Genomic DNA, 22,909 nt, shown 5'->3' with positions numbered 1-22,909 from the left:
CTGCGGCCCAGCTCCCTCATGACGGACCATGCCCTGAGCGGAGCATGGCCTCGGGACGGTGCCGGGAGGGGACTCCGGCACCGTCCTCTCCGTATGTTCGAAGGCGCCTACGACGGCGACGCGTCCCCCCGGACACCTCCTCCTGCATGATCAAGCCGAAAATCATTCCACGGCCTCGCGGCCGGATGCAGATGTTGAGAGCGTGCCGCGCGGTGGTCCAGGGGGCTCACCGCTTGGGCGCCCGCGCCGTGCGGTCGGGCGATGTCCGGTCGAGGATCGCCGGCCCAGGGGGCGCCTCCACCAACAGTCAGCCGGCCACCTGGGTGGGCGCCCTCAAGCTCGCCCTGGGAGTGCTGCTCCTCGTCTTCGGCGCTCGGCTGTGGCGTCGGCGCCCGAAGGACGCCTCGGAGGCGCAGCTGCCGAAGTGGATGGCCACGATCGACCGACTCACGCCGCTGAAGGTCTTCGGACTCGCCGTGGCACTGGCCGCGCTCAATGCCAAGAACGCCCCGCTGACCATCGCCGCAGGCGCCTCGATCGCTTCGGCCGGGCTTTCTGTCGGGGAGCAGATCGCCTCGCTGGCGATCTTCGTACTGATCGGTTCCCTCGGACTGCCGGCCCCGCTGGGAGTCTTCCTGATGGGAGTCCTGTTCTTCGTCATCGGGTTGAAACTGCTCGGTGACGGCATCGCCGTCCTCACCTCCTGACAGCGGCCACAGCAGCCGCGCTTCTTGCTGAAGCGCGAGGCCAGGAACCCCACGCGCGAGTAAGCCGGCAGCTTCAACGCCCTTTGGCCTGCTGGGGTGAGCGACGCCCGCACGGCCCTTCCCAGAGTGCGGACCACATGCGCCCGGGATACGCTTTTGACGGCAAGGTCAGGTTCTCCGGGCGGTTTTGCAGACGCCCGGGCCTCATTCGCGATGATTCATTCTTCCTGCGGAGACCTTTGACGTGCGTGGTGCACCCCTTCGCATTCGGCAGGGGGGAGCAACAGCCGATTCCTTTCTTCGAAGGCGTGCCTCGCGCTTTGGGCGCCGTGGTGGTGCTGCCTCAAGGCCCGCAGCTTTGCGTCCCTGAAACGGAGTTCGGGATGAAAGTTGTCGTTGATCTTTCCCGGTGTCAGGGGTATGCGCAGTGCGCCTTCCTGGCTCCGGACGCTTTCCGGATGCACGGCGAGGAAGCGCTGATGTACAACCCGAAGCCCGACGACGTCCAGCGCGAGCAGGTGCTGCGCGCCGCGGCGGCCTGTCCGCTCCAGGCCATTCTGGTCGACCAACTGGAGGGACGGGACGCGCCGGTGGGGGCGTCGCCGTCATGAGCAGTGCCGACACCCTGCAAGGGTTCAAGCGCGACGGCCGCGTCGTGATCGTCGGCGCGTCGCTGGCGGGACTGCGAGCCGCGGAGGCTCTGCGCGACGAGGGTTTCACCGGTTCGTTGACCATGATCGGTGACGAGTTGGGTGAGCCCTACGACCGGCCTCCCCTGTCCAAGCAGGTACTGACCGGGTGGGTGCCTGCCGGGGACACCACTCTGCCGCGACGTCGTGACATCGAGGCGGAGTGGCTCCTGGGCGTACCTGCCGACGGGCTGGACCTGGCGACCAACAACGTGCACCTGGCCGACGGCCGCGAGGTTCCCTTCGACCGCATGCTGATCTCCACCGGGGTACGGGCCCGGCCCTGGTTCGTCGAGGCCGAGGCCGCCCTGGACGGAGTGTTCGTCGTCCGCACGCGCGGGGACGCCGAGGGACTGCAGCGAGCGGTCGCCGCAGGGCCCTCCCGCGTACTGATCATCGGCGCGGGCTTCACCGGCTCCGAGATCGCCTCCATCTGCCGCGAGCGTGACATCCCGGTGACCGTCGCCGAGCTCGCGCCGGCCCCGCTGGTCGGGGGACTCGGCGCCATGATCGGCGAGGTCGCCGCCGACATGCAGCGCGCCCACGGTGTGGACCTGCGCTGCGGTGTCAAAGTCACCCGGCTGGAGGGCGACGCGCAGGGGCGGTTTCGCCGCGCTCACTTCGACGACGGCACCACGGTCGACGCCGACGTGGCGGTGGTGGCGCTCGGGGGCATCCGCAACACCGAGTGGCTGCGGGACTCGGGACTGGCGGTGGGCGTCTGGGGAGTCGCCTGCGACGCGGGCTGCCGCGCCTTCGACCTCAACGGCCTGGTCACCGACGACATCTTCGTCGCCGGAGACGTGGCACGCTGTCCGAACCCGATCTACGAATACCGGTTCATCTCGCTGGAACACTGGGCGAACGCCGTGGAGCAGGCCGAGATCGCGGCGCACAACATGGTCAGCGCCCAGGCGGACCGCTGGCCGCACCTGTCCATCCCGGCGTTCTGGTCGATCCAGTTCGGCGTCAACATCAAGTCCGTCGGTGTACCGACCTACGCCGACGAAGTCGTCGTCACCCAGGGATCCGTGCCCGACCGCCGCTTCGTCGCCACATACGGGTACCAGGGCCGCGTCACCGCGGCCGTCAGCTTCAACAACGCGAAGTGGCTGGACCACTACCGGCAACTGATCGCGACGGCCGCGCCCTTCCCGCCCCCCTGCCCCACGCCCGACCAGCCCGTCGACGCGAAACCGGTGCCCGTCGACTTCCCCGGCCCCGTGCTGCTCGCCCAGGGCGCCACGGTGATCGTCACGGGCCACGCCCCGAGCGAACGGCGCGTCACATCCGTGCGGCAGCACCGGTAGGAGGGAAAGCGACATGACCACGACCGAGACGCCCGACACGCTGCACCGGATCCTCGACTACTCCGCCCGGGCCGACCCGTACCCGCTGTACGCCGAGCTGCGCAAGACACCGGTGGCCGTGCAGGAGGACGGCAGCTACGTCATCAGCACCTACCGCGAACTCGCCGGCATACTGCACAACCCGCACCTGAGCTCCGACGTCCGCAACCTGGCGCATCCGATGGCCGCGGCCGAGGCACGTACCACGCCCTCGTTCATCAACCTCGACCCGCCCGAGCACGACCGCCTGCGGCGCCTGGCGATGCGCCACTTCGGCCCCCCGCACACCCCGGGGCTGGTGACCGGCATGGAACCCGACCTGACGACCATCGTCGGCGGCCTGATCGACGGCTTCGCGGGCAAGGAGCAGATCGACATCGTCGACGACTTCGCCTACCCGTTCCCCGTCACCGTGATCTGCCACCTGCTCGGTGTGCCACGCGAGGACGAACCGCGCTTCCACGTGTGGGTGAACGCCATCATCGACTCGATCGACTACAACCCCAAGACCGACCCGAAGGAGAAACTGGACAACGGCGTGCAGGCCACCAAGGATCTTCGCCAGTATCTCGGCGGGCTGCTGGAACAACGCCACGGCCGCCCCGGCGACGACCTGCTGACACGGCTGGCCAACGACGACGGGCCCGACGGGCGGATGACCGACGAGGAAATCATCAGCACCGCCAACCTGCTGCTCATCGCCGGCCACGAGACCACCGTCAACCTCATCACCAACGGCATGCTGACGCTGCTGCGCCACCCGCAAGTGCTGCAACGGCTGCGCGACGAACCGGACCTGGTCGTGCCGCTGGTCGAGGAACTGCTGCGCTACGAGCCCCCCGTGCACATCATTCCGTGGCGGGCGGCGTACAGCGACATCACCATCGCCGACACCGTCATCCCCAAGGGCTCGCAGATCATGCTCATGCTCGCCTCGGGCAGCCGCGATCCGGACCGCTTCGACGAACCCGACCGCTTCGACCCCGACCGGCGGGACAACCAGCATCTGGGGTTCGGCAGCGGCATCCACCTGTGCTTCGGCGGGCCGATGGCCCGACTGGAGACCCAGATCGCGCTGAACGAGCTCGTACGTCGCCTGGAAGGACCCAGACTGCTCACCGACCCGCCGCCGTACCGGCCCAGCCCCGTCCTGCGAGGCCCCATCCATCTCCACATCCAGCAGAGCTGATGGGGCCGGAGCAGGGCCCGAAGGCTCAGCCGTCGGCCTTGGCCACACCGATCGGGCAAGAGACACCGGTTCCGCCGATCCCGCAGTACCCCGCCGGATTCTTGTCGAGGTACTGCTGGTGGTATCCCTCGGCCGGATAGAAGGTACGGCCCTCCGCCGGGAGGAGTTCGGTCGTGATCGTGCCGTAGCCCGAGCCCGTGAGGACCTTCTGGTAGGCCTCGCGGGAGGCCTCGGCGGTCGCCGCCTGGTCCGGGGTGTGGGCGTAGATCGCGGAGCGGTACTGGGTACCGACGTCGTTGCCCTGGCGGAAGCCCTGGGTCGGGTTGTGGGATTCCCAGAAGAGCTTGAGGAGGGTCTCGTACGACACGAGGGACGGGTCGTAGACCACGCGGACCGCCTCGGTGTGGCCGGTCAGGCCCGAGCAGACCTCCTCGTACGTGGGGTGCTCGGTGAAGCCGCCCTGGTAGCCGACCAGGGTGGTGTACACGCCGGCCGGGAGCTGCCAGAACTTGCGCTCGGCGCCCCAGAAGCAGCCCAGCCCGAAGTCGGCGATCTCCAGGCCCTCGGGGTAGGGGCCCAGCAGCGGGGTGCCGAGAACCGTGTGCAGATCGGGGACCGTGAACACCGGCTCCGGGCGACCGCGCAGGGCCTGCTCCGCGGTGGGGAGCTGCGGGGTACGGCTGTGCAGAAACATGCGGTCTCCACGAGGTCGGTCCGAGGGGCGGGCTGCACGCCCTCCAACGTACGAGCGGGGACCGGCATTCCTCAGACCGACCGGCAATGGGAGGGCGGCGTCGCGGGGTCTGGCACGCACATCTGCCGCGTTGTCGTCGGTCGCGATGGCTCCGCCATCACTCCCTCCTCCGCCTTGCAGCTGCACGCACCAGACCCCGCTCCTTCTTCCACCCTCCCATTGCCGGTCGGTCTCAGCGCGGCAGCGTCGCCGGGCTGCCCCCGTTCGCCTCGTATCCCGCCACCGCCAGCGCGCGGTAGACCGCGAACTCCGCCGCCGGGTCGGAGGTCAAGGTCCAAGGGAGCGCGCCTACGTGACCGTCCACGTGCACCAGCTGGTTCATCGCCTCCGCCCAGCGCTCGCTGCGGACCAGGAAGAAGATCAGGAGGTGACGGACGTGCGCCAGCATCGGGTCGTCGGGGCGGGCCGCGTGCACCGCGAAGAGCGCGCCGTGCACCGCCTTGGTGACGACCTCGCTCTGGTAGAAGCTGCGGACCAGATTCACCTCGGGGAGGTGCTCGAAGACCGCGAAGAGCGGCATCGCGGCGAGGAGAGAGCCCTGTGGGGCACGGGCCGCCGCGGCCTCGGCGAAGGAGTACGCCACCTCGCGCGAGCCGTGCCACTTCTCGCACCAGTAGTGCAGCGCGGCCAGGTGCGCACCCATGTGGGACGGCGCGCGGTCCAGGATCTTCAGCCAGAGCTGCTCGAACTCCGGCTGGGAGTAGGCGAGCCCGCGGGCCACCGACAGCTCGACGATGTACGGGATCGGGTCACCGGGGGCGAGGAGCGCCGCCTCGCCGCAGGCCGCCTTCGCCTCCTCCATGATGATCCGGAACTCGTCCGTGCCCGGCGTCGCCGTACGCCACGCCTGCTGCACCAGGAACTCCGCGTGCACCGCCGCGCCGCCCGCGTCCTTGGGCGCCTCGGCCCGCCACACCCGCAACCACTGGCCGCCCGGCGTCTCGCTCACCCCGCCGGGGTGCTGCGCCAGCTCCAGCGAGGCGGCACCCGCGAAGGCCTGCACCCGCTGCCATCGCTGCTCGCCGTCCCGCTCCGTGCCCGAGAGCAGCTGCGACGCCGAGCGGTAGTCCTGTGTGCGCTGCACCAGGTCCAGCACGTCCAGCAGGTCCTGGTCCGCGCCGGGCATGCGGATGTCCAGCTGCTCCTGCCGCAGGAATCCGTAGTTCGCCGGGTCCGCGGCGTCCGGGTCGGCGGGCGAGACCAGCTGAATACCGGCGCGCCTACGCCTGAGCACCGGCAGCAGGACCAGCGTGAACATGGCCAACGCCATCAGGACCCAGAGAATCTCCATGCCTCAAGCGAACCAGACCGGTCCGACAATTGGCGAACCCGGTCCCCACGAACCCGCCCGCAGGGCCTCGGGGACGGCACCGGACCCGTCGGCGCATTACGCTCGGGACCCATGAGCGACAGGCACATCAGTCAGCACTTCGAGACCCTCGCGATCCACGCGGGCAACACCGCCGATCCCCTCACCGGCGCGGTCGTCCCGCCGATCTACCAGGTCTCGACCTACAAGCAGGACGGCGTCGGCGGGCTGCGCGGCGGCTACGAGTACAGCCGTAGCGCCAACCCCACCAGGACCGCCCTCGAAGAGAACCTCGCCGCCCTGGAGGGCGGTCGGCGTGGCCTTGCGTTCGCGTCCGGACTGGCGGCCGAGGACTGCCTGTTGCGTACGCTGCTCAGCCCCGGCGACCACGTGGTCATCCCCAATGACGCGTACGGCGGTACGTTCCGCCTCTTCGCGAAGGTGGTCTCGCGGTGGGGTGTGGAGTGGTCCGTGGCGGACACGAGCGACCTCGACTCCGTACGAGCCGCCCTCACCCCGAAGACAAAGGTCATCTGGGTGGAGACACCCTCGAACCCGCTCCTCGGCATCACCGACATCGCCGCGGTCGCCCAGGTCGCGCGGGAGGCGGGTGCCAAGCTCGTCGTCGACAACACCTTCGCCACGCCTTACCTGCAGCAGCCGCTCGCGCTCGGTGCGGACGTCGTCGTGCACTCGCTGACCAAGTACATGGGCGGGCACTCGGACGTCGTCGGCGGTGCGCTGATCGTCGGCGACCAGGAACTCGGCGACGAACTGGCGTACCACCAGAACGCGATGGGCGCGGTCGCCGGGCCCTTCGACTCCTGGCTGGTGCTGCGCGGCGCCAAGACGCTCCCCGTGCGTATGGACCGCCACAGCGAGAACGCCACCAAGGTCGCCGACATGCTGACCCGGCACGCGCGCGTGACGCGTGTGCTGTACCCCGGCCTCCCGGAGCACCCCGGTCACGAGATCGCCGCCAAGCAGATGAAGGCGTTCGGCGGCATGGTCTCGTTCCAGGTCGAGGGCGGCGAGGAGGCGGCCGTCGAGGTCTGCAACCGCGCCAAGGTGTTCACGCTCGGTGAGTCCCTGGGGGGTGTGGAATCCCTGATCGAGCACCCGGGACGTATGACGCACGCGTCCGCGGCCGGCTCGGCGCTCGAGGTGCCCGCCGACCTCGTCCGCCTCTCCGTGGGCATCGAGAACGTCGACGACCTGCTCCAGGACCTCCAGCAGGCCCTCGGTTAGGCAGCAGGAAAAGGCCTACCAGAGGCCTACCAGCCCCTCAGCGGTGGAGTCGTCTCCGACGGCGGCTCCACCCAGGGGCGGGCCGTCGTCGCCCAGACCACGAAGGCGACGGCCGCCGCGAACAGCAGCAGCCACAGCAGACGCCGGGCCACCGTCCCGCGACGCAACATGCGGCCGCCCCGGCGTACGACGTCCGCGTACAGGTCGGGCGGCACCGGGGGCGGCGCCTGCTCCAGGATCCGCCGTACGGCTGCCTCCCGCTCGCGCTGGTTCATGAGGGTGCCACCTCCGCCACCGCCGGTGCCGGACCGCGCGGCGGGTGCAGCAGCGTCGCGGTCGCGCGGGCGCAGATCGCGCGGACCCGTTCCGTGGGGAGTCCGAGCAGGGCCGCCGTCTGTTCCTCGGCGACCCCCTCGTACAGCCTGAGGACCAGGACCAGCCGCTCCTGGGGGGCGAGCCCGGCCAGGACGCCACCGGTGGACGGGCGGGCCCGCCCGAAGCTCCCGTACTGGTGCCAGGCGCCGCGTGCGAAGCGCACGGCCAGGTGCTGGCGGGCCCGGTCGTACGGGTCCTCGCCGCGCAGCCGGTCCCAGGAGGCGTACGTGTGGGCGAGGGCCAGCGTCAGCAGGCGCCGCGCGCGCGGGTTGGCGTGCGGAGGTTCCGCCGTGAGCAGGGTGGCGGCATGCAGCAGCCGCCCTGCCGCGCCCGCGACGAACGCCTCGAACTCCCGGGCCCGGCGGGCGCCTTGCGACGCACGCCGTTCTCGCACCACGCCTCCCGCCCGAGGGCGACCCTGAGGACAATGGGGCCCCGGCCGGGTACGACGGGCCGCACCGCGTGCTACAAGGACCCGGTCTCATATGAGGCCAGGTGCCGCCTTCCGGTCAAGACTCCGGGACGTCAGGAGTCCGGCTGCTCCGCCGCCGTGACCCCCGTGGGGGCCATGCGTGCCGACAGCGCGCCATTGAAGCGCGTGAGGAGCGTGCAGAAGGCCTCGCGCTCCTCCGGCGCCCAGTCGTGTGTCAGCTCGGCCATCAACTGACGCCTGGAGGCGCGCACTTCGTCGAGGCGGGACTGCCCGCGCGGCGACAGCTGGAGCACCACGGCGCGCCCGTCCTCCGGGTGCGAGGTGCGCTTGACGAGGCCGGTGTCGACCAGCGGGGCCACCTGCCGGGTGACCGTCGACGAGTCGATGCCCATGCTCGCGGCGAGGGCCTTGACGCCCATCGGACCCTCGTTGTCGAGGCGGTTGAGCAGCAGGTATGCGGCGCGGTCCATGGAGTTGCGCACCTGCCCCACTCCGCCGAGCCGGGTCTGTTCGGCACGGCGCGCGAACACCGCGACCTCGTGCTGCAGCGTTTCGAGAAGACCGGTGTCACCGACGGTCGTCATGTCCATCGACATCTCTGGTGTTGTGGGCATGGCCGGGGGCTCAATTCATGCGTGGGGAGCTGGGTTGGGGGACAGGGTACGCGGCTGGGGCGCGGGCCGTACGGGCGCTGGGAAAACCGGTCTCGGACCGTGGTCACGCCAGGAGCGCGCCCGTGTGAACTGCGAGACTGGTGGTCATGAGCTACCGCACGGCTGACACCTTGCACAGTGTGACTCTGGACGACGTACGAGGCGCCCAGAAGATGCTCAGGGGCGTGGCGCGGATGACCGCGATGGAGGGCAGCAGGTATCTGTCCCAGCTGGTGGGCGCTCCGGTGCACTTCAAGTGCGAGAACCTCCAGCGCACGGGCTCGTTCAAACTGCGCGGCGCGTACGTGCGGATCGCGGGGCTGCTGCCCGAGGAGCGCGCCGCGGGCGTGGTCGCCGCGAGCGCCGGCAACCACGCGCAGGGCGTCGCGCTGGCCTCCTCGCTGCTCGGCGTGCGTTCCACGGTCTTCATGCCGACCGGCGCCCCGCTGCCGAAGGTCGCGGCCACCCGCGACTACGGCGCCGAGGTGAGGCTGTACGGGCAGGTGGTGGACGAGACGCTGGCCGCCGCCCAGGAGTACGCGGCCCGGACGGGTGCGGTGTTCATCCACCCCTTCGACCACCCCGACATCATCGCCGGTCAGGGCACGGTCGGCCTGGAGATCCTGGAGCAGTGCCCCGAGGTGCGCACGATCGTCGTCGGTATCGGTGGCGGCGGCCTTGCCGCGGGGGTCGCGGTCGCGGTGAAGGCGCTCCGTCCCGACGTGCGGGTCGTCGGCGTGCAGGCGGCGGGCGCGGCGGCGTATCCGCCCTCGCTGGCGGCCGGGCGCCCGGTGACGATCGAGAAGCCGGCGACGATGGCCGACGGCATCAAGGTCGGGCGGCCGGGCGACGTGCCGTTCCAGATCGTCGGGGACCTGGTGGACGAGGTCCGCACGGTCTCCGAGGACAATCTGTCCAGCGCGCTGCTGCTCTGCCTGGAGCGCGCCAAGCTGGTCGTCGAACCGGCCGGCGCGAGCCCGGTCGCGGCGCTGCTGCGGGAGCCCCAGGCCTTCGAGGGGCCGGTCGTCGCGCTGCTGTCGGGCGGCAATGTGGACCCGCTGCTGATGCAGCGCATCCTGCGCCACGGTATGGCCGCCGGCGGCCGCTATCTCGCGGTCACGCTGCGGCTGACGGACCGTCCTGGGGCTCTGGCCACACTTCTTGGGGTGTTGTCAGTGGCTGACGCTAACGTCCTCGACGTGAGCCATGTACGGACCGACCCACGGCTCGGGCTCACGGAGGTGGAGGTCGAGCTGCACCTGGAGACGAAGGGGCCGGAGCACTGCGCCGAGGTCGAGCGCGCGCTGCGCGACGCGGGCTACATGGTCATCGACTGAGGTCGGGGCCGCCGTCGTTCGTCGCCGTCAGGCGGCGTCGCCCGCCGTTGTCGTCCGCCCTTGTCTCCGATGGGAAAAACCCGTTGAGCAACGCGATACATCGCGTTATGGTGTGGCTCAGCGTTGAAGTGCCAACTCGTAAAAATCCCCAACGACGTGGAGAAAACACATGCCGGGCGCCATCTACGCCGAAGGTCTGGTGAAGACCTTCGGCGACGTAAGGGCTCTGGACGGGGTCGATCTCGATGTCCCGGAGGGCACCGTCCTGGGCCTGCTCGGGCCGAACGGCGCGGGTAAGACGACCGCCGTCCGCTGTCTGACCACCCTCCTGCGGCCCGACAGCGGAAAGGCGGTCGTGGCCGGAGTCGACGTGCTCAAGCACCCCGACGCGGTACGGCGCCGGGTGGGCCTCTCCGGACAGTTCGCCGCCGTCGACGAGTACCTGACCGGCCGAGAGAACCTGCAGATGGTGGGCCAGCTCTACCAGATGCGGGCGAAGGCCGCGAAGGTGCGGGCGGACGAGCTGCTCGAGCAGTTCAACCTCGCGGACGCCGCCGACCGTACCGCGAAGACGTACTCGGGCGGTATGCGCCGCCGGCTGGACCTGGCGGCCGCCCTGGTCGTCTCGCCTCCGGTGATGTTCATGGACGAGCCGACGACCGGGCTCGACCCGCGCAACCGCCAGCAGCTGTGGGAGGTCATCAAGCAGCTGGTCTCCGGCGGTACGACGCTGCTGCTGACCACGCAGTACCTGGAAGAGGCCGACCACCTCGCGCACGACATCTGCGTGGTCGACCACGGCCGCGTCATCGCCCGTGGCACCGCCGACCAGCTCAAGGCCCAGACGGGCGGTGAGCGCGTCGAGGTGGTCGTGCACGAGCGTGAGCACATGGTGACCGCGGCCGAGGTGCTGCGCGGCTTCGGCAAGGGCGAGACCACGGTGGAGGAGCACACCCGCAAGCTCACCGTGCCCGTCACCGGCGGCGCGAAGCTCCTCGCGGAGGTCATCCGCGAGCTGGACACCCGCGGCATCGAGATCGACGACATCGGTCTGCGCCGCCCGACCCTGGACGACGTCTTCATCTCGCTCACGGGCCACCTGGCCGAAGAGCGGAAAGAGGGCTCCGGGACGGCTGACGACCGCAAGGCCCTAGCGCGCAAGAAGGAGACCACCAAGTGAGCGCCGTCACCGACGCCGTGCAGGTTGCGGCGCCCTCGAACCCGATCGGCCAGTCCATCCGGGACTCGCTGGTCGTCGCCAAGAGGAACTTGATCCGGATGTCCAGGATTCCGGAGATGGTGATCTTCGGGCTGATCCAGCCGATCATGTTCGTGGTGCTGTTCAGCTATGTCTTCGGCGGTTCCATGCAGATCGGCGGCAGCACCAGCTCCACCGACTACCGCAACTTCCTGATGGCGGGCATCTTCGCGCAGACCGTCACCTTCGCCACCGCGGGCGCCGGCGCGGGCATCGCCGACGACATGCACAAGGGCCTCATCGACCGCTTCCGCTCACTGCCCATGGCACGCGGCGCGGTGCTCACCGGGCGTACCCTCGCCGACCTCGTGCAGACCGCGCTGACCCTGCTGGTCCTCGCGGCGGTGGCCCTGCTGGTCGGCTGGCGGGTCGGGTCGGACGGCGACACCAACGCCGGCAAGGTGCTGGGCGCCTTCGGGCTGCTGCTCCTGTCCGGGTACGCGTTCACCTGGATCGGCGCGCTCATCGGCCTGTCCGTGCGCACCCCCGAGGCGGCCACGTCCGGCGGGCTGATCTGGCTCTTCCCGGTCACGTTCATCTCGAACGCGTTCGTGGACTCCAGCAATATGACGCCCTGGCTGCGGCACATCGCGGACTGGAACCCGTTCAGTGCCACGGTGCAAGCCTGCCGGGTCCTGTTCGGCAACCCGGGGGTGTCGACGTCGGACGCCTGGCCCATGCAGCATCCGGTCTGGGCCTCGGTGATCTACTCGATCCTGATCATCGCGGTGTTCAGAACCCTCGCGGTACGCAAGTACCGATCCGCCACCGCGTGACCCGGGCATGAGGGTGCCCCTGGCCGCGCGGCCAGGGGCACCCTCGTAGTCGCTGGTCCCGGGCTCAGCCCTGGTAGGGCTCGGCCTTGAGGATCTTCACCGAGGCGAGCTTGCCGTTGGGCAGCTCGTACTGGGCGTCCTCGCCGACCTTCTTGCCGTTCACGCCGGAGCCCAGGGGGGACTGCGGCGAGTACGTCTCGATGTCGGCGCTCGCGTACTCGCGCGAGGCGAGCAGGAAGTCCAGCGTGTCGTCCTCATCGCCGTCGAAGGCGATGGTGACGACCATGCCGGGGGCGACCGCGCCGTCCGCCGCGGGAGCTTCGCCCACCTTGGCGCTCTCCAGGAGCTGGGTCAGCTGGCGCACACGGAGCTCCTGCTTGCCCTGCTCTTCCTTGGCTGCGTGGTACCCGCCGTTCTCGCGCAGGTCGCCCTCCTCGCGCGCGGCCGCGATCTTGGCGGCGATCTCCGTGCGCGCGGGACCAGACAGGTACTCCAGCTCGGCCCTGAGCTGGTTGTACGCCTCCTGGGTCAGCCAGGTGACGTTCTCACTGGTCTGGGTCACAGGTGCTCCTCGTAGGTACTGGGAATACAAAGCATCGCCCTACCCAGAAGAATGTTCCTTCACGGGTGGGCGAAACCACGAGCCTAACAATTCAGCGGCTGAAGGGGGAGGACATAAGGCATCAGAATTACGTCAACGCAGGTCAGTGCCTGGTTGCCCATGACAGACAGTGGTTGTCAAGGCGACGTCACTCGGCGTGGCAGCCGAGCAGCTCGGCCGTGGTGCCACGCGACGTCGTACGGAGCGTGACGACCTTGTCGATACGGGAGGAGTCCTGCTCGAAGCGGAAGTCCGCGCGGCCCACCTCGGTGCCGTCCTCGCCCTGCGAGCGCAGCGTGCAGTAGCCCCGGGCGTCCGCGTCCTTGCGTACCTCCAGGTGCACCTCGACCGCGCTGTCCGAGGCCGCCTTGAAGGCGATCACCTCGGCGCTGATCTTGCTGGCGGCGACGTAGTAGTACGCGAAGTAGCCGAACAGGGCGAGCAGGGCGACGCCCAGCACACTGCCGATGACCTTGAGCTTCCGGTCGGCCCGCTCGTCCGCGGAGCGGCCGTAGCGGCCCTCGGGCAGCTGCGTGCTCGCCGTACTCATGATCGTCCTCTCGGCAGGGCCGGGACCGAGATCTCGCCAAGGTCCTGGATAGGGGCCCCGGGAACCGGGCCCCGGAATTATTCGCCCCGCGATTCCGTCACTATAGAAGCCGCCCATGGCGCCGATTCACGCCGGGCGCCGACTTGCTGACTTGCCGACCGGCCGACGTCGCCGAGTGGCCGACTTACCGAGGATTGAGTCTTGACTGACCAGCTGCGACTGATGGCCGTACACGCCCACCCCGACGACGAGTCGAGCAAGGGCGCGGCCACCATGGCGAAGTACGTGTCCGAGGGGGTGGACGTGCTGGTCGTGACCTGCACGGGCGGGGAGCGCGGCTCCATCCTCAACCCGAAGCTTCAGGGCGACAAGTACATCGAGGAGAACATCCACGAGGTACGCAAGAAGGAGATGGACGAGGCCCGCGAGATCCTCGGCGTCAAGCAGGAGTGGCTCGGCTTCGTCGACTCGGGCCTGCCCGAGGGCGACCCGCTGCCGCCGCTGCCCGAGGGCTGCTTCGCCCTGGAGGACGTGGACAAGGCGGCCGGGGAGCTGGTCAGGCAGATCCGCTCGTTCCGTCCGCAGGTGATCACGACGTACGACGAGAACGGCGGTTATCCGCACCCCGACCACATCATGACCCACAAGATCTCGATGGTGGCGTTCGAGGGGGCGACGGACACCGAGAAGTACCCGGAGTCCGAGTACGGCCCGGCGTACCAGCCGCAGAAGCTGTACTACAACCAGGGCTTCAACCGCCCGCGCACCGAGGCGCTGCACCAGGCGATGCTGGACCGTGGCCTGGAGTCGCCGTACGGGGAATGGCTGAAGCGGTGGAGCGAGTTCGAGCGCGTCGAGCGCACCCTGACCACCCACGTCCCGTGCGCCGACTTCTATGAGATCCGTGACAAGGCGCTGATCGCGCACGCCACGCAGATCGACCCCGACGGCGGCTGGTTCAAGGTCCCCATGGAGCTCCAGAAGGAGGTCTGGCCCACGGAGGAGTACGAGCTCGCCAAGTCCCTCGTCGATACCTCCCTCCCCGAGGACGACCTCTTCGCGGGCATCCGCGACAATGCCTGACATGAGCGCAAGCCTGGCACTGACGCACCTCGTCCCTCTCGCCAAGGAGGTCGACGAGAACAAGGTCACCCCCGGAGTCCTCGGCTTCATCGTCTTCGCGGCGCTGGCCCTGGCGGTATGGGGGCTGATGAAGTCGATGAATCGGCATATGGGCAAGGTGGCCTTCGAGGAGGATCCGGAGAAGGGCGCGGCGGCCTCCGACGTCACCCCGGGTGGGAAGGCGTCGCCGGCGAAGGGCTGAGTCCCTTCACGTCGACGCTCACCGCGAGTGGTCCGCCAGTGACAGCAGCAGGTGTGCGGACTCCGGCCGCAGGTGGTCGGAGTGCGCACCCGCCGGGCCGTTCCCCCGTACGAATACCTCGCTCGCGTCGACGCTGACGAAGCGGTGGTCGAGGACGTCGTGCGGATACGGCTCCTCGACGGGCCGCATCCTGATGGCGGAGACGGGTGCGGGCGCGGTGCCGATGCCCGCGTACCCGATGCCCGCCCGCTTCTCGGCGCGCAGATGCCAGAAGCCGGTGGCCCGGTCGTGCTGCGAGTACGTCGCCACGACGGGGCCGCGCAGCGGGGCCTCGGCGAGGGCGGTGAACGTCGACGCGAACGCGTCGCGCGGCCCTGCCATCTGCAACAGCAGCATCGAGTCGACGGTGAAGGGCCGGCCCGGCGGCTCGGGTGTGGACCAGCCGAGGGTGCCCGCGTCCCGACGCCGCGCCGCCCACTGCACCGCCTCGCACAGGAACCGGCAGCCGAACGAGTGCCCCACCAGGTGCAGGTACTGGCCGCCGCGGTTCGCCAGGACGGGAGCGGCCGCCGGGTCGGCCCGATGGCCGTCCAGATAGCCGAGCAGCTGTCCCACGACGCGTGCGGCGTGCCCGTCGGTGGACATGGCGTGCGCGCGGTCCCGGATCCGCCGGTAGCCGCCGAGCGAGGGCAGGGAGCGCGACGGCCAGCGCACCAGCACGGGCCAGGGGACGAACGGCCGCCCCGCGCCGTCGAGCCGGGGATAGATCTCGCGGCGCTCTTCGAACTGTTCGCGGACCAGCCCCAGCAGGTCGCCCACGGCGTCCAGCGCCGAGTCCCGTGAGGTCTGCCAGCCATGGACGTACACGACGATGTCGGTGGCCCACGGCGGCGGGGTGAGCCGCTCGGCGAAGTACGCGTCGAGCCGCGCGGCGGGCACGGGGCGCGGGCCCGAGCGGGTGGGTCCCAGTGGCCAGCCGGACTCGTCGAGGTCGAAGGCGCGCACCTCGGCCGCCGCACCCCTGCCACTCATCCGGTGCGCTCCAGTCTGTTGTCCATGCCGCAGTGCAGGGTGTAGGCGAAGCCGAGCGGGTTGTTCCAGGTGTCGGCGAAGTGCCGGGCCAGCCCGTGGGCTATCTCTCCGGCGGTCTCCCGGCCGCCGAGATAGCGGGTGACGTACGCGTACGCGTACTCGGCGGCGAACATCTGCGGCATCTCGATCTGCGGCCCCAGCACCCCGCCCGCACCCGCCTCGATGAGGGCGCCGCCCAGGTGCACCAGCTCGGCGGTGCCGGGCAGACCGGCGTAGCAGGCGTTGAGGAGCACCAGCGGGCGCTGCCGCAGCAGCGGACCTCCGGTGGTCCGCCGGGACAGCACCGCGCGGGCGTCGATGTCCTTGTGGTCGCTCAACTGCACCACGAACAAGGGCGAGTTGTCGTCCGCGGTGCGTCTGAAGTGCCCGTGGCACCAGAAGTACATCAGCTGCTCGTCGAGCCCGCCCGAACCGAGCGCGCGCAGCAGTTCCTCGCGCCGGGTGCGTTCGACGCACAGGGTGTCCGCGGCGAGGGCGGCCTCGACCTCGGCGGCGCGGGTGACACCCTCTGGGTCGATGCCTTTGTCGTGGTTCAGGCTCACGACCGGTGGGGAGGGCGGCGGACAGGTGCCCTCTGCACCTTCGGCTTCGACCTCGGCTTCGGCTTCGGGGAAGACGGGGTAGCAGCTGCCGGTCTGTTCGATCTGGTGCCGGTAGCCGAGGAAGCGGTGGAAGACGTGGCTGTCGGGGCCGGTGGCCGTGTCCTCGGGCAGACAGAGCATCGGCCAGGGCAGGAACAGGTTGGAGTCGACCCGGATCCGCAGCGGTCGTTCGCCGCTCAGCGCGCCGGTCAGGATGTCGCGGAAGCGCCGGGTGGCCCGGCCGCCGTCGCCCAGCAGTTCCCCGTACAGCAGATAGGCGCCCTGTCGCGCGAGTTCGTCGAGGATCTCGCGCAGTTCCTCCTCGGGCTCGGCGGTGAGATCCGGGCAGGTGGCGTACGGGAAGTGGGGGCGGCCCCCGACCGGGATCCCGCGCTCGTCGACGGGCTGGAAGTCGACCAGTTCCCGCTTCCACAGGGCGCGCAGCTGCGCCGAGGCTGCGGTCACGGCGGCGGGCTTCACGTTCAGCCTCAGTGCGTGCTCGGTCGGGGACGGGGGAGTGGCCGGGCCGTACATCCGGGCCCTGATGTGGTCGTCGGCGTACGCGTCGAGGGCGAGGACCAGGTCCGGGTGGCGGACCGAGGGCGCCGGTCTGCGGGTGAAGCCGGCGCTGGGGTCCTGGACGACCTGGGTGGGAAGTTCGCGGGCCATGGGGATCAGGCCCTCCGTGCGGGTTCGGGACGGGGCGCCGCCGCACGGGGCCCCGGGGAGGAGGGGATCACGTCGATCTCCGTCTCGACCTGCTGGAGGACGGCGCCGGTGACCGGGTCCTCGATGGTGAAGCGCAGGCGGTGGTGGCCGGGGCGGTGCGGGGTGAAACGGAACTCCGCGCCCTCACCACGCACGGTCACGGTGACGGCGTGCGGGGGTTCGACCTCGGCGTGCGTGAGGGGGGTCGCGCGGGCGCGGAGCGCGGGGAGCGGGGCGGTGGACCAGCGGTGCCGGGCGCCCGGGACGACCTGGAGGGCGATGCGGGCGGACTCGTCCTGGGCGGGGGCGTCGTCGAGGAGCGTCAGGCGGACATGGGCGTGGGTGGCGTCCGGGCCGCGGTCGTCGGGGCCGCGGCCAGCGGGGCCGCGGCCAGCGGGGTCGTGGCTGTCGGGGCGGGGTTCTGGCTGGGTGTGGCGGGCGGCGCGGGGGATCCGCAGATCGCCGTCCTCGGTCCACTCGACCGCGTCCAGCACGGCGGCGGGGTACCGGCGGACCAGTTCGTACGGTGGCGCGGTGTCCGGTGCCGATTCGGCCAGGTCCACCCATGCCTCGCCCGCCTCGTCGCCGACGAGGCGGAACATATGGCGGATCTCCGCCGACCAGTCGGCGTCCAGGAACCGGCGGGCGGGGGCGCGCAGCGCGTGCTCCAGCATGGTCCAGGCCATGCCGTGGGGGCAGCCCGCGGTTTCGAAGAGGGACAGGGACTTCTCGAGCAGCCGGTCCGCCGCGCGCCGCTTCTCCTCGTCCGGCCCGCCCGCGCGGGCCAACGCCAGCCCGTGGTGGTGCAGCGCCCAGGCGAGGCCGACTCGGTCGGACACGGTGCGGAAGCGGTGTGCGACGGCGGAGAACTCGTTGTGCCAAGGGAAGCCGGGCTGGTCCGCCGCCAGGATCCACCACAGGTGCGCCCAGGCGGCGCCCCGCCGGTCGCCCTCGTGCTCGTGCAGCCGGCGGGCCATGGCGAGGGCTTCGGGGTCCGGCGTACCCAACGGGAAGGAAACCCGGCCGAGTTCGGTCGCCGCCCAGGCCACCCCCCGTACGTCACCGATCGCGTGGAACGCCTCCTGCGCGGCGTACAGCAACTTCTCCGCGTCCTCTGCCTGGCCGCGCAGCAGACACAGCCGCCCGTACTGGAACATCGTCCACGCCTCGCCGCGCCGGTCGCCCGCGACCTGGTGAGCCTCGACAGCGCGCCTGAGCAGTGGTCCGGGCGCGCGCAGGTCACCCCGGTCGCAGTGCACGGCGGCCCGGGTGAGCAGGGCCCAGCCGTCGGCGCCGCGGCCGGAGGGGAGGGTGGCGAGGTGGCCCTCGGCGTCCGTGAGGCGGCCCATGTGGTGGGCGGTGACGGCCAGTTCGAGGATGACTGTGGTGTCGGCCGCGTGGGTGGCGGTGGTGTCCGCCACGTGGGCGGTGAGGAGTTCGGCGGCGAGCTCCGGGTTGCCGGTCTCGCGGGCGGCGACGGCCAGAGGTGCGTCCAGGGTCACCTCACCCGTCCTGGCCCAGCGGACCTGCCGCAGTACCAGCAGCTCGGCGAGCCGACCGCGTTGCGCCAGCTGGTCCGCCAGCGGTCCGACGAACTCACCGACCGTGTCGCTGCGGCTGACCAGGTCGACGAAGGCCGCCGGGTGATCACCGAACGCGCCCGGGTGCTCGTGCGCGGCGTCGAAGAGTGCCCGGGTGACCGCGGTTTGCCTCGCTTGCAACTTGGCGCTGCTCCAGTCCCGTACGACGAGCGAACGGACCAGTGGATGGAGCCGCAGATCTCCTTCGCCGGTGGGGTGCAGCAGTTCGAATCGGCGCAGTTCTCGCAGGGCCGTGGCGGATCCCAAAAGGGGGGCCAACTCGGCGGGCAGTTCCTCGATGCCGAGTGCGGCCAGGTCGTCGAGAAGCTCTCCGGCCTCGTCGCTCAGCCCTGTCGGGACCCGCAACCTCGGGGGCCCGTGCTGCGAACCGGCGGCCGGCAGCGCGCCCGCGAGCCGGGCCAGCAGCGGTGAGCCGCCCGCGAACCGTTCGATCGCCTCGAGCGTCTGCCGTGGGCTGGGGCCCGCGAGCGTCTCCCGGATCAGCTCCTGTCTGTCGGCACGGGACAACGGGCCCAGATGACAGACCGCCAGCCGCTTGTCGAACGGCAGGCCAGGGCCCGCCGGGCTCATCAGCAGCGGCGACCGGGTTTCGGAGAGAGCGGTGAGAAGGGAGTGGGTTGCCGCGCCGGTGGGCACCCCGTCCACGACCACGACCGCTGGGTCTACGAGGAAAACCGCACGGCAGGTGCGGACGACCGCGTCACGCAGCTGGTTCGGAGGCTCTCCGATCAGCCTGGCGAGAGCATCGGCACACACCTCGCCGCGCACGTCCAGCAGCCGCAGCGGCGTGATCGTGGACGACTGGCCCTCGGCGAAGTCCGTCACCCGCACCCGGCACACCGGAAGCTCACGCTCCGCCGCCAGCTCCCGCGCCAGTTCGTCGAGAAACGCCGACTTGCCCATGCCGGGATCGCCGGTCACCAGTAGCGGCCAACCGGCCGCCAGGTCCCGCCGTGCAGCCGCCAGTTCGCGCCCACGCCCCACCAACGGCACCGAATCCCCGCCTCCCGCTCGTCCCCGTACGCCCTATCGCGGCGTGGCCACCGCCACCCCCATGACTTCCCGAGCGTGTCGATCGGGCACCATCCCCAATCGCCAAGCCTGCCATCCCGCGTCCAGGTCGACCCCCCGTTCCAGCAAGAGCTGATACGCCTCCACGTAGTCGTCGAGCTTGGTGTCGCGGGACGGATGGCCGGTGCGGGAGAGCCCGCCCAGTTCCTCCTGGGCCACGGCGCTGCCCACCTCGAGCCCGCCCGGGGAGGCGTACGGCAGGAGGGTGCACCGCAGGAGCCTGGCCCAGTCCTCGCCGCGCCGGTCGCCGTACGAGGTGAAGAGGTCCACCGCCTCGTCGCACAGGGCGAGGGCCTGTTGCGTACGGGCGTTGCCGGCGTCCACCACGGCCAGCTCCAGGCAGGTCCACGCCTCGCCGTGGGCCACGCCGATGCGCTGGAAGTCGGCCCGCGCGTCCACCAGGAGCTGGCGGGCGAAGCCCGAGTTGCGCAGCGAGCCGGTCTGCGCGGCGCGCTGGTCGCGGGTCACGCGGGCCGAGTGGTGACGCGCGCAGGCGAGCCCGTACACGTCCCGCATCCGGGAGAACATCGTGCGGGAACGCTCCAGTTCACGCACCGCCTGGTCCAGGTTGCCGGTCTCCTCCAGGGCCTGGCCCAGGTAGTACACCGTCCAGGCCTCGCCGCGCGCGTCCTCGTTCTCCCGGTGCCGGGAGATCGCCTGGCGCAGGCCCGCGATCGCGCCGGTCGGGTCGCCGTCGACGAGGCGGGCGCGGGCCAGCTGGGTCAGCGCCCAGGCCTCGCCGCGGGCGTCGCGGGTGCGGCCGTACAGGTCGAGGGCCGCGCGCAGCTCCCGCTCCGCGCTCGGTACGTCGCCCCTGCGCAGGCCCAGCTGGCCGAGCTGGAAGTGGGCCCACGCCTCGCCGTGCACGGACTCGCTCTCGCGGTGCAGGTCGAGGGCGCGGGTGAGCAGGTCGAGGGCGGTGGCGAGGTGGGCCCGGTCGCGCTCCACCGCGGCGAGCGCGTGCATCGTCCAGGCGCGGTCCGCGGCCAGTTCCGGGGCGGCCTGGAGGTCCATGGCCTCCTGGAGCTTGGCCGCCGCCTCGGTGAGGTTGCCCTGGTGGTGCAGGGTGATGCCGAGGGAGCACAGGGCCCGGGCCGCGCCCGCGTCGTGGTGTGCCTCGAAGTAGAGGTCCACCACGGAGGACAGGGTCGTACGGGCCTTGTCCAGCTCGCCGAGCTGGCGGGCCGCGATGCCGGTGCGCCATTGGACCGAGCGCACCAGGAGTCCCTGGTCGACGGCCTGCGTCAACTCGCTGATCTCGCCCAGGCGGTAGAGGTCGCCGCGCAGCAGGCAGTAGTCGCACAGGGCGCCGAGCAGGTGCAGTACGGCTGCCTGGTCGACGCCTTCCGCGTGGCGCAGGGTCGCCGTGATGAAGCTCGACTCGTCGTCCAGCCAGCGCAGGGCCGCGTCGAGGGAGGTGAATCCGTGCGGACCAAACTGATCCGCGCGTGTGGACGTCTTGCCGTCGACCAGTCGGATCACCGAGTCGGCCAGCTCGGCGTAGTTCACGATCAGGCGTTCCTGCGCCGCCGTCCGCTCGGACGGTTCCTCCTCGTCCAGCAGCCGCGCTTGCGCGAAGGCCCGGACGACGTCGTGCAGGCGGTAGCGGCTGCCGCGGACGTGGTCGATCAGGCCCGCCCGGGCGAGCGCGGTCAGGTGGCGGGTGGCCTCCTGCTCGTCCGTCGCCAGCAGGGAGGCCGCCGCCGCGGCGCCCAGTGAGGAGCGGCCGGCCAGGGCCAGGCGCCGCAGCAGCCGCCTGGCCGGGTCCGTCTGGTCGGTGTAGCGCAGCCACAGCACCCGCTCGACGGGCTCCACGGGGCCGTACGCCCCGAGGTCGGAGGCCAGTTGGCGGGGTGTGCGCGGGCCCAACGAGGAGCCCGCGACGCGCAGGGCCAGCGGCAGGCTTCCGCACAACTCCCTTACGTGCTCGGAGGAGTCCGCGTCGTAGGGGCCCGACGAGTCCTGTGCGACCGCCTTCAGCAGTTCCTCGGCACCCGCCGCGTCCAGCGCCTCGACGGGCAGCTGGTGCACCCAGGCGGGGAGGTCGGCGGGCAGGTCGAGCGGTTTGCGGGCGGTGACCAGGACCAGGCTCTCCGAGCGCTCGGGGACCAGGGTGCGCACCTGCCCGGCGTCGGACGCGTCGTCGAGCACGATCGTCACCGGCAGGCCGGTCAGATGCTGGTGGTACAGCTCGCTGAGCCTTCTGACCTGCTGGTCCTGTGAGGAACGCTCACGGAAGAGGAGCTGTTCGCGCGGCGCGCCGAGCCGGTTCAGGAGGTGCAGCAGCGCGTCGCGGGTGGTCAGCGGCGGCTCCTGAGCGCTGTCGCCGCGCAGATCCACCACGCACGCGCCGCGGAACTGGTCCCGCAGGCTGTGTGCCGCCCGGACGGCGAGGGTGCTGCGGCCGGAGCCGGGCGCGCCGTGCAGCACCACCACCGTCGGCTTCGTCTCCGTGCTCGCCCGCGCCGCGTGCACCCACTGCGCGATCCGCGACAGCTCGGTCCGACGGCCCGCGAACGGGCCTTCCGGCTCGGGGAGTTGGCCGAACGACTGCTCCAGGACGCTGCGCCGCCTGGCCGCCGCGCTCTTGTCGGTGCGGCGCAGCTGGGGCGCACCCTGCTTGGCGCCCGTGGTGGCGCTGAGGACGCGCTGCTGGTCGAGGAACGGCCGGATGCCGCGTACCTCCAGGGCCGTCAGCCACTGCAGTCGCAGCTGCTCGGCGCCTCCCGGCCGGCCCAGGGCTCCGGCTCGCCTGCTCGCGGCCGGCAGATGCGAGGCCGTCACCTTGACCACGGTGGCCGCCGCACCCACCACCGCGACCGTCGCCCCCGCGCCGATCGCCGTCCCCGCGCCCGTGCCGAGCGCCAGGTCGGCCACGCAGGCCGCGACCGCCGCGACGACCGCCACCAGCAAGGGGGTTCCGGCGCCCTCCCGGGCGTAGCGCTGCCCGAAGGTCAGCCGGCCGGCCTCCGCCTCGTCGAGGGCATGGGTGTACGCCCCGTACTCCTCGGCGGCGGCCTGCCCCATGGCGTCGAGCGCGGCGCGGGACCGCGACAGCAGCACGGCCCCGTCGGTGCGCCCGCCCGAGCGCCGTACCTCTTCCTCCACAGCCCGGGCCAACAGCCTTTCGGCCTCCGCCCGGTGGCTGTCCCGCATGTCACGTCCCCCTCCGGCGGCAACTCCCTTTCCGACAAGTGTCCTTCGCGCGGGGCGCGAGCGCGAGGGGGCGGCGATCACGGAAACGCGGGGGTGTGGCGCCCGTGCGGCGCTGGGCGGGTCGGTTGGGCGGATCGGGTGGCGTCGT

21 protein-coding genes are annotated in these 22,909 nt (G+C 71.1%); 10 read left to right on the top strand and 11 right to left on the bottom strand.

Features of this window, described 5'->3' with window-relative positions; genetic code table 11:
- Positions 1–233 precede the first annotated feature (233 nt).
- The 4 genes from AB0D57_RS19895 (at position 234) to AB0D57_RS19880 (ending at position 3,934) form a co-directional block, all read left to right on the top strand.
- Entirely contained in the window at positions 234–707 is a 474-nt protein-coding gene (locus tag AB0D57_RS19895) for a GAP family protein (RefSeq protein WP_362074096.1), read from the top strand.
- A 383-nt stretch (positions 708–1,090) separates the two neighbouring features.
- A complete protein-coding gene (locus AB0D57_RS19890; RefSeq protein ID WP_362074132.1) occupies positions 1,091–1,318 on the top strand; it encodes a ferredoxin in 228 nt (75 codons plus the stop codon).
- Positions 1,315–2,706, top strand: coding sequence for an FAD-dependent oxidoreductase (locus tag AB0D57_RS19885; protein ID WP_362074093.1), 1,392 nt, complete (start codon positions 1,315–1,317; stop codon positions 2,704–2,706). The genes AB0D57_RS19890 and AB0D57_RS19885 overlap by 4 nt, the downstream gene beginning before the upstream one ends.
- Positions 2,707–2,719: 13 nt before the next feature.
- The gene (locus tag AB0D57_RS19880; RefSeq protein WP_362074090.1) at positions 2,720–3,934 is read left to right on the top strand and encodes a cytochrome P450; all 1,215 of its coding nucleotides are present in this window, start codon (positions 2,720–2,722) and stop codon (positions 3,932–3,934) included.
- Between the two features lie 25 nt (positions 3,935–3,959).
- Here AB0D57_RS19880 and msrA read toward each other — a convergent pair whose 3' ends face one another.
- Positions 3,960–4,628: a peptide-methionine (S)-S-oxide reductase MsrA gene (gene msrA / locus AB0D57_RS19875; protein WP_362074087.1), complete on the bottom strand. Its 669-nt coding sequence runs from the start codon at positions 4,626–4,628 to the stop codon at positions 3,960–3,962.
- A 232-nt stretch (positions 4,629–4,860) separates the two neighbouring features.
- Positions 4,861–5,979 carry a hypothetical protein gene (locus tag AB0D57_RS19870; RefSeq protein ID WP_362074084.1) on the bottom strand — a complete coding sequence of 373 codons (1,119 nt, stop codon included), beginning with the start codon at positions 5,977–5,979 and terminating at the stop codon, positions 4,861–4,863.
- A 111-nt stretch (positions 5,980–6,090) separates the two neighbouring features.
- Between AB0D57_RS19870 and AB0D57_RS19865 the strand changes: the two genes are divergently transcribed.
- The gene (locus AB0D57_RS19865; protein WP_362074081.1) at positions 6,091–7,245 is read left to right on the top strand and encodes a cystathionine gamma-synthase; all 1,155 of its coding nucleotides are present in this window, start codon (positions 6,091–6,093) and stop codon (positions 7,243–7,245) included.
- A gap of 26 nt (positions 7,246–7,271) precedes the next feature.
- On the opposite strand, the gene AB0D57_RS19860 is transcribed toward AB0D57_RS19865, so the two are convergent.
- The 3 genes from AB0D57_RS19860 to AB0D57_RS19850 form a co-directional block, all read right to left on the bottom strand.
- Positions 7,272–7,520 carry a hypothetical protein gene (locus AB0D57_RS19860; RefSeq protein WP_362074078.1) on the bottom strand — a complete coding sequence of 83 codons (249 nt, stop codon included), beginning with the start codon at positions 7,518–7,520 and terminating at the stop codon, positions 7,272–7,274.
- Positions 7,517–8,014 carry a sigma factor-like helix-turn-helix DNA-binding protein gene (locus tag AB0D57_RS19855; protein ID WP_362074075.1) on the bottom strand — a complete coding sequence of 166 codons (498 nt, stop codon included), beginning with the start codon at positions 8,012–8,014 and terminating at the stop codon, positions 7,517–7,519. The genes AB0D57_RS19860 and AB0D57_RS19855 overlap by 4 nt, the downstream gene beginning before the upstream one ends.
- A 131-nt stretch (positions 8,015–8,145) precedes the next feature.
- Positions 8,146–8,649 carry a MarR family transcriptional regulator gene (locus tag AB0D57_RS19850; protein ID WP_362074129.1) on the bottom strand — a complete coding sequence of 168 codons (504 nt, stop codon included), beginning with the start codon at positions 8,647–8,649 and terminating at the stop codon, positions 8,146–8,148.
- A gap of 164 nt (positions 8,650–8,813) precedes the next feature.
- Between AB0D57_RS19850 and ilvA the strand changes: the two genes are divergently transcribed.
- The 3 genes from ilvA to AB0D57_RS19835 all read left to right on the top strand — a co-directional run bounded on the left by ilvA (position 8,814) and on the right by AB0D57_RS19835 (position 12,077).
- Positions 8,814–10,043, top strand: a complete 1,230-nt coding sequence (gene ilvA / locus AB0D57_RS19845; protein ID WP_362074072.1) for a threonine ammonia-lyase — start codon at positions 8,814–8,816, stop codon at positions 10,041–10,043.
- 169 nt (positions 10,044–10,212) lie between these two features.
- Positions 10,213–11,223 (top strand): ATP-binding cassette domain-containing protein, encoded by a 1,011-nt coding sequence (locus tag AB0D57_RS19840; protein WP_362074069.1) that lies wholly within the window; start codon positions 10,213–10,215, stop codon positions 11,221–11,223.
- Positions 11,220–12,077, top strand: coding sequence for an ABC transporter permease (locus AB0D57_RS19835; RefSeq protein ID WP_362074066.1), 858 nt, complete (start codon positions 11,220–11,222; stop codon positions 12,075–12,077). The genes AB0D57_RS19840 and AB0D57_RS19835 overlap by 4 nt, the downstream gene beginning before the upstream one ends.
- Before the next feature lie 64 nt (positions 12,078–12,141).
- Here AB0D57_RS19835 and greA read toward each other — a convergent pair whose 3' ends face one another.
- Positions 12,142–12,639, bottom strand: a complete 498-nt coding sequence (greA, locus tag AB0D57_RS19830; protein WP_362074063.1) for a transcription elongation factor GreA — start codon at positions 12,637–12,639, stop codon at positions 12,142–12,144.
- 187 nt (positions 12,640–12,826) lie between these two features.
- Complete coding sequence (locus tag AB0D57_RS19825; RefSeq protein WP_362074060.1) at positions 12,827–13,228, bottom strand: DUF4307 domain-containing protein; 402 nt, start codon at positions 13,226–13,228, stop codon at positions 12,827–12,829.
- Positions 13,229–13,450: 222 nt separating this feature from the next.
- Between AB0D57_RS19825 and mca the strand changes: the two genes are divergently transcribed.
- Both mca and AB0D57_RS19815 read left to right on the top strand, forming a co-directional pair.
- Complete coding sequence (mca, locus tag AB0D57_RS19820; RefSeq protein WP_362074126.1) at positions 13,451–14,311, top strand: mycothiol conjugate amidase Mca; 861 nt, start codon at positions 13,451–13,453, stop codon at positions 14,309–14,311.
- Complete coding sequence (locus AB0D57_RS19815) at positions 14,304–14,552, top strand: hypothetical protein (protein WP_362074057.1); 249 nt, start codon at positions 14,304–14,306, stop codon at positions 14,550–14,552. The genes mca and AB0D57_RS19815 overlap by 8 nt, the downstream gene beginning before the upstream one ends.
- An 18-nt stretch (positions 14,553–14,570) precedes the next feature.
- Here the strand turns inward: AB0D57_RS19815 and AB0D57_RS19810 are convergent, their stop codons facing one another.
- From AB0D57_RS19810 to AB0D57_RS19795, 4 genes are read right to left on the bottom strand one after another with little or no spacing between them, the layout of a single operon-like run.
- Positions 14,571–15,584, bottom strand: a complete 1,014-nt coding sequence (locus AB0D57_RS19810; protein ID WP_362074054.1) for a hypothetical protein — start codon at positions 15,582–15,584, stop codon at positions 14,571–14,573.
- Complete coding sequence (locus AB0D57_RS19805) at positions 15,581–16,894, bottom strand: CHAT domain-containing protein (RefSeq protein ID WP_362074051.1); 1,314 nt, start codon at positions 16,892–16,894, stop codon at positions 15,581–15,583. Before AB0D57_RS19805 ends, AB0D57_RS19810 begins: the two co-directional genes overlap by 4 nt.
- Positions 16,895–16,899: 5 nt before the next feature.
- Positions 16,900–19,518: a tetratricopeptide repeat protein gene (locus tag AB0D57_RS19800; RefSeq protein WP_362074048.1), complete on the bottom strand. Its 2,619-nt coding sequence runs from the start codon at positions 19,516–19,518 to the stop codon at positions 16,900–16,902.
- A gap of 42 nt (positions 19,519–19,560) precedes the next feature.
- A complete protein-coding gene (locus tag AB0D57_RS19795) occupies positions 19,561–22,761 on the bottom strand; it encodes a tetratricopeptide repeat protein (protein ID WP_362074045.1) in 3,201 nt (1,066 codons plus the stop codon).
- Between the last annotated feature and the right edge of the window lie 148 nt (positions 22,762–22,909).

Source organism: Streptomyces sp. NPDC048275 (genome assembly GCF_040652275.1).
Taxonomy (GTDB): domain Bacteria; phylum Actinomycetota; class Actinomycetes; order Streptomycetales; family Streptomycetaceae; genus Streptomyces.
The sequence above is the reverse complement of the archived record's forward strand: the minus strand, read 5'-3'. Positions and strand labels throughout refer to the sequence as shown.

Bases quoted from the DNA above. Each gene is read 5' to 3' on its own strand.
- AB0D57_RS19890 (WP_362074132.1), top strand. From the start codon at position 1,091: ATGAAAGTTGTCGTTGATCTTTCCCGGTGTCAGGGGTATGCGCAGTGC.
- AB0D57_RS19840 (WP_362074069.1), top strand. From the start codon at position 10,213: ATGCCGGGCGCCATCTACGCCGAAGGTCTGGTGAAGACCTTCGGCGAC.
- AB0D57_RS19795 (WP_362074045.1), bottom strand. From the start codon at position 22,761: ATGCGGGACAGCCACCGGGCGGAGGCCGAAAGGCTGTTGGCCCGGGCT.
- msrA (WP_362074087.1), bottom strand. From the start codon at position 4,628: ATGTTTCTGCACAGCCGTACCCCGCAGCTCCCCACCGCGGAGCAGGCC.
- AB0D57_RS19810 (WP_362074054.1), bottom strand. From the start codon at position 15,584: ATGAGTGGCAGGGGTGCGGCGGCCGAGGTGCGCGCCTTCGACCTCGAC.
- AB0D57_RS19865 (WP_362074081.1), top strand. From the start codon at position 6,091: ATGAGCGACAGGCACATCAGTCAGCACTTCGAGACCCTCGCGATCCAC.
- AB0D57_RS19885 (WP_362074093.1), top strand. From the start codon at position 1,315: ATGAGCAGTGCCGACACCCTGCAAGGGTTCAAGCGCGACGGCCGCGTC.
- AB0D57_RS19870 (WP_362074084.1), bottom strand. From the start codon at position 5,979: ATGGAGATTCTCTGGGTCCTGATGGCGTTGGCCATGTTCACGCTGGTC.
- AB0D57_RS19805 (WP_362074051.1), bottom strand. From the start codon at position 16,894: ATGGCCCGCGAACTTCCCACCCAGGTCGTCCAGGACCCCAGCGCCGGC.
- AB0D57_RS19860 (WP_362074078.1), bottom strand. From the start codon at position 7,520: ATGAACCAGCGCGAGCGGGAGGCAGCCGTACGGCGGATCCTGGAGCAG.
- AB0D57_RS19880 (WP_362074090.1), top strand. From the start codon at position 2,720: ATGACCACGACCGAGACGCCCGACACGCTGCACCGGATCCTCGACTAC.
- mca (WP_362074126.1), top strand. From the start codon at position 13,451: ATGGCCGTACACGCCCACCCCGACGACGAGTCGAGCAAGGGCGCGGCC.
- AB0D57_RS19850 (WP_362074129.1), bottom strand. From the start codon at position 8,649: ATGTCGATGGACATGACGACCGTCGGTGACACCGGTCTTCTCGAAACG.
- ilvA (WP_362074072.1), top strand. From the start codon at position 8,814: ATGAGCTACCGCACGGCTGACACCTTGCACAGTGTGACTCTGGACGAC.
- AB0D57_RS19815 (WP_362074057.1), top strand. From the start codon at position 14,304: ATGCCTGACATGAGCGCAAGCCTGGCACTGACGCACCTCGTCCCTCTC.
- AB0D57_RS19825 (WP_362074060.1), bottom strand. From the start codon at position 13,228: ATGAGTACGGCGAGCACGCAGCTGCCCGAGGGCCGCTACGGCCGCTCC.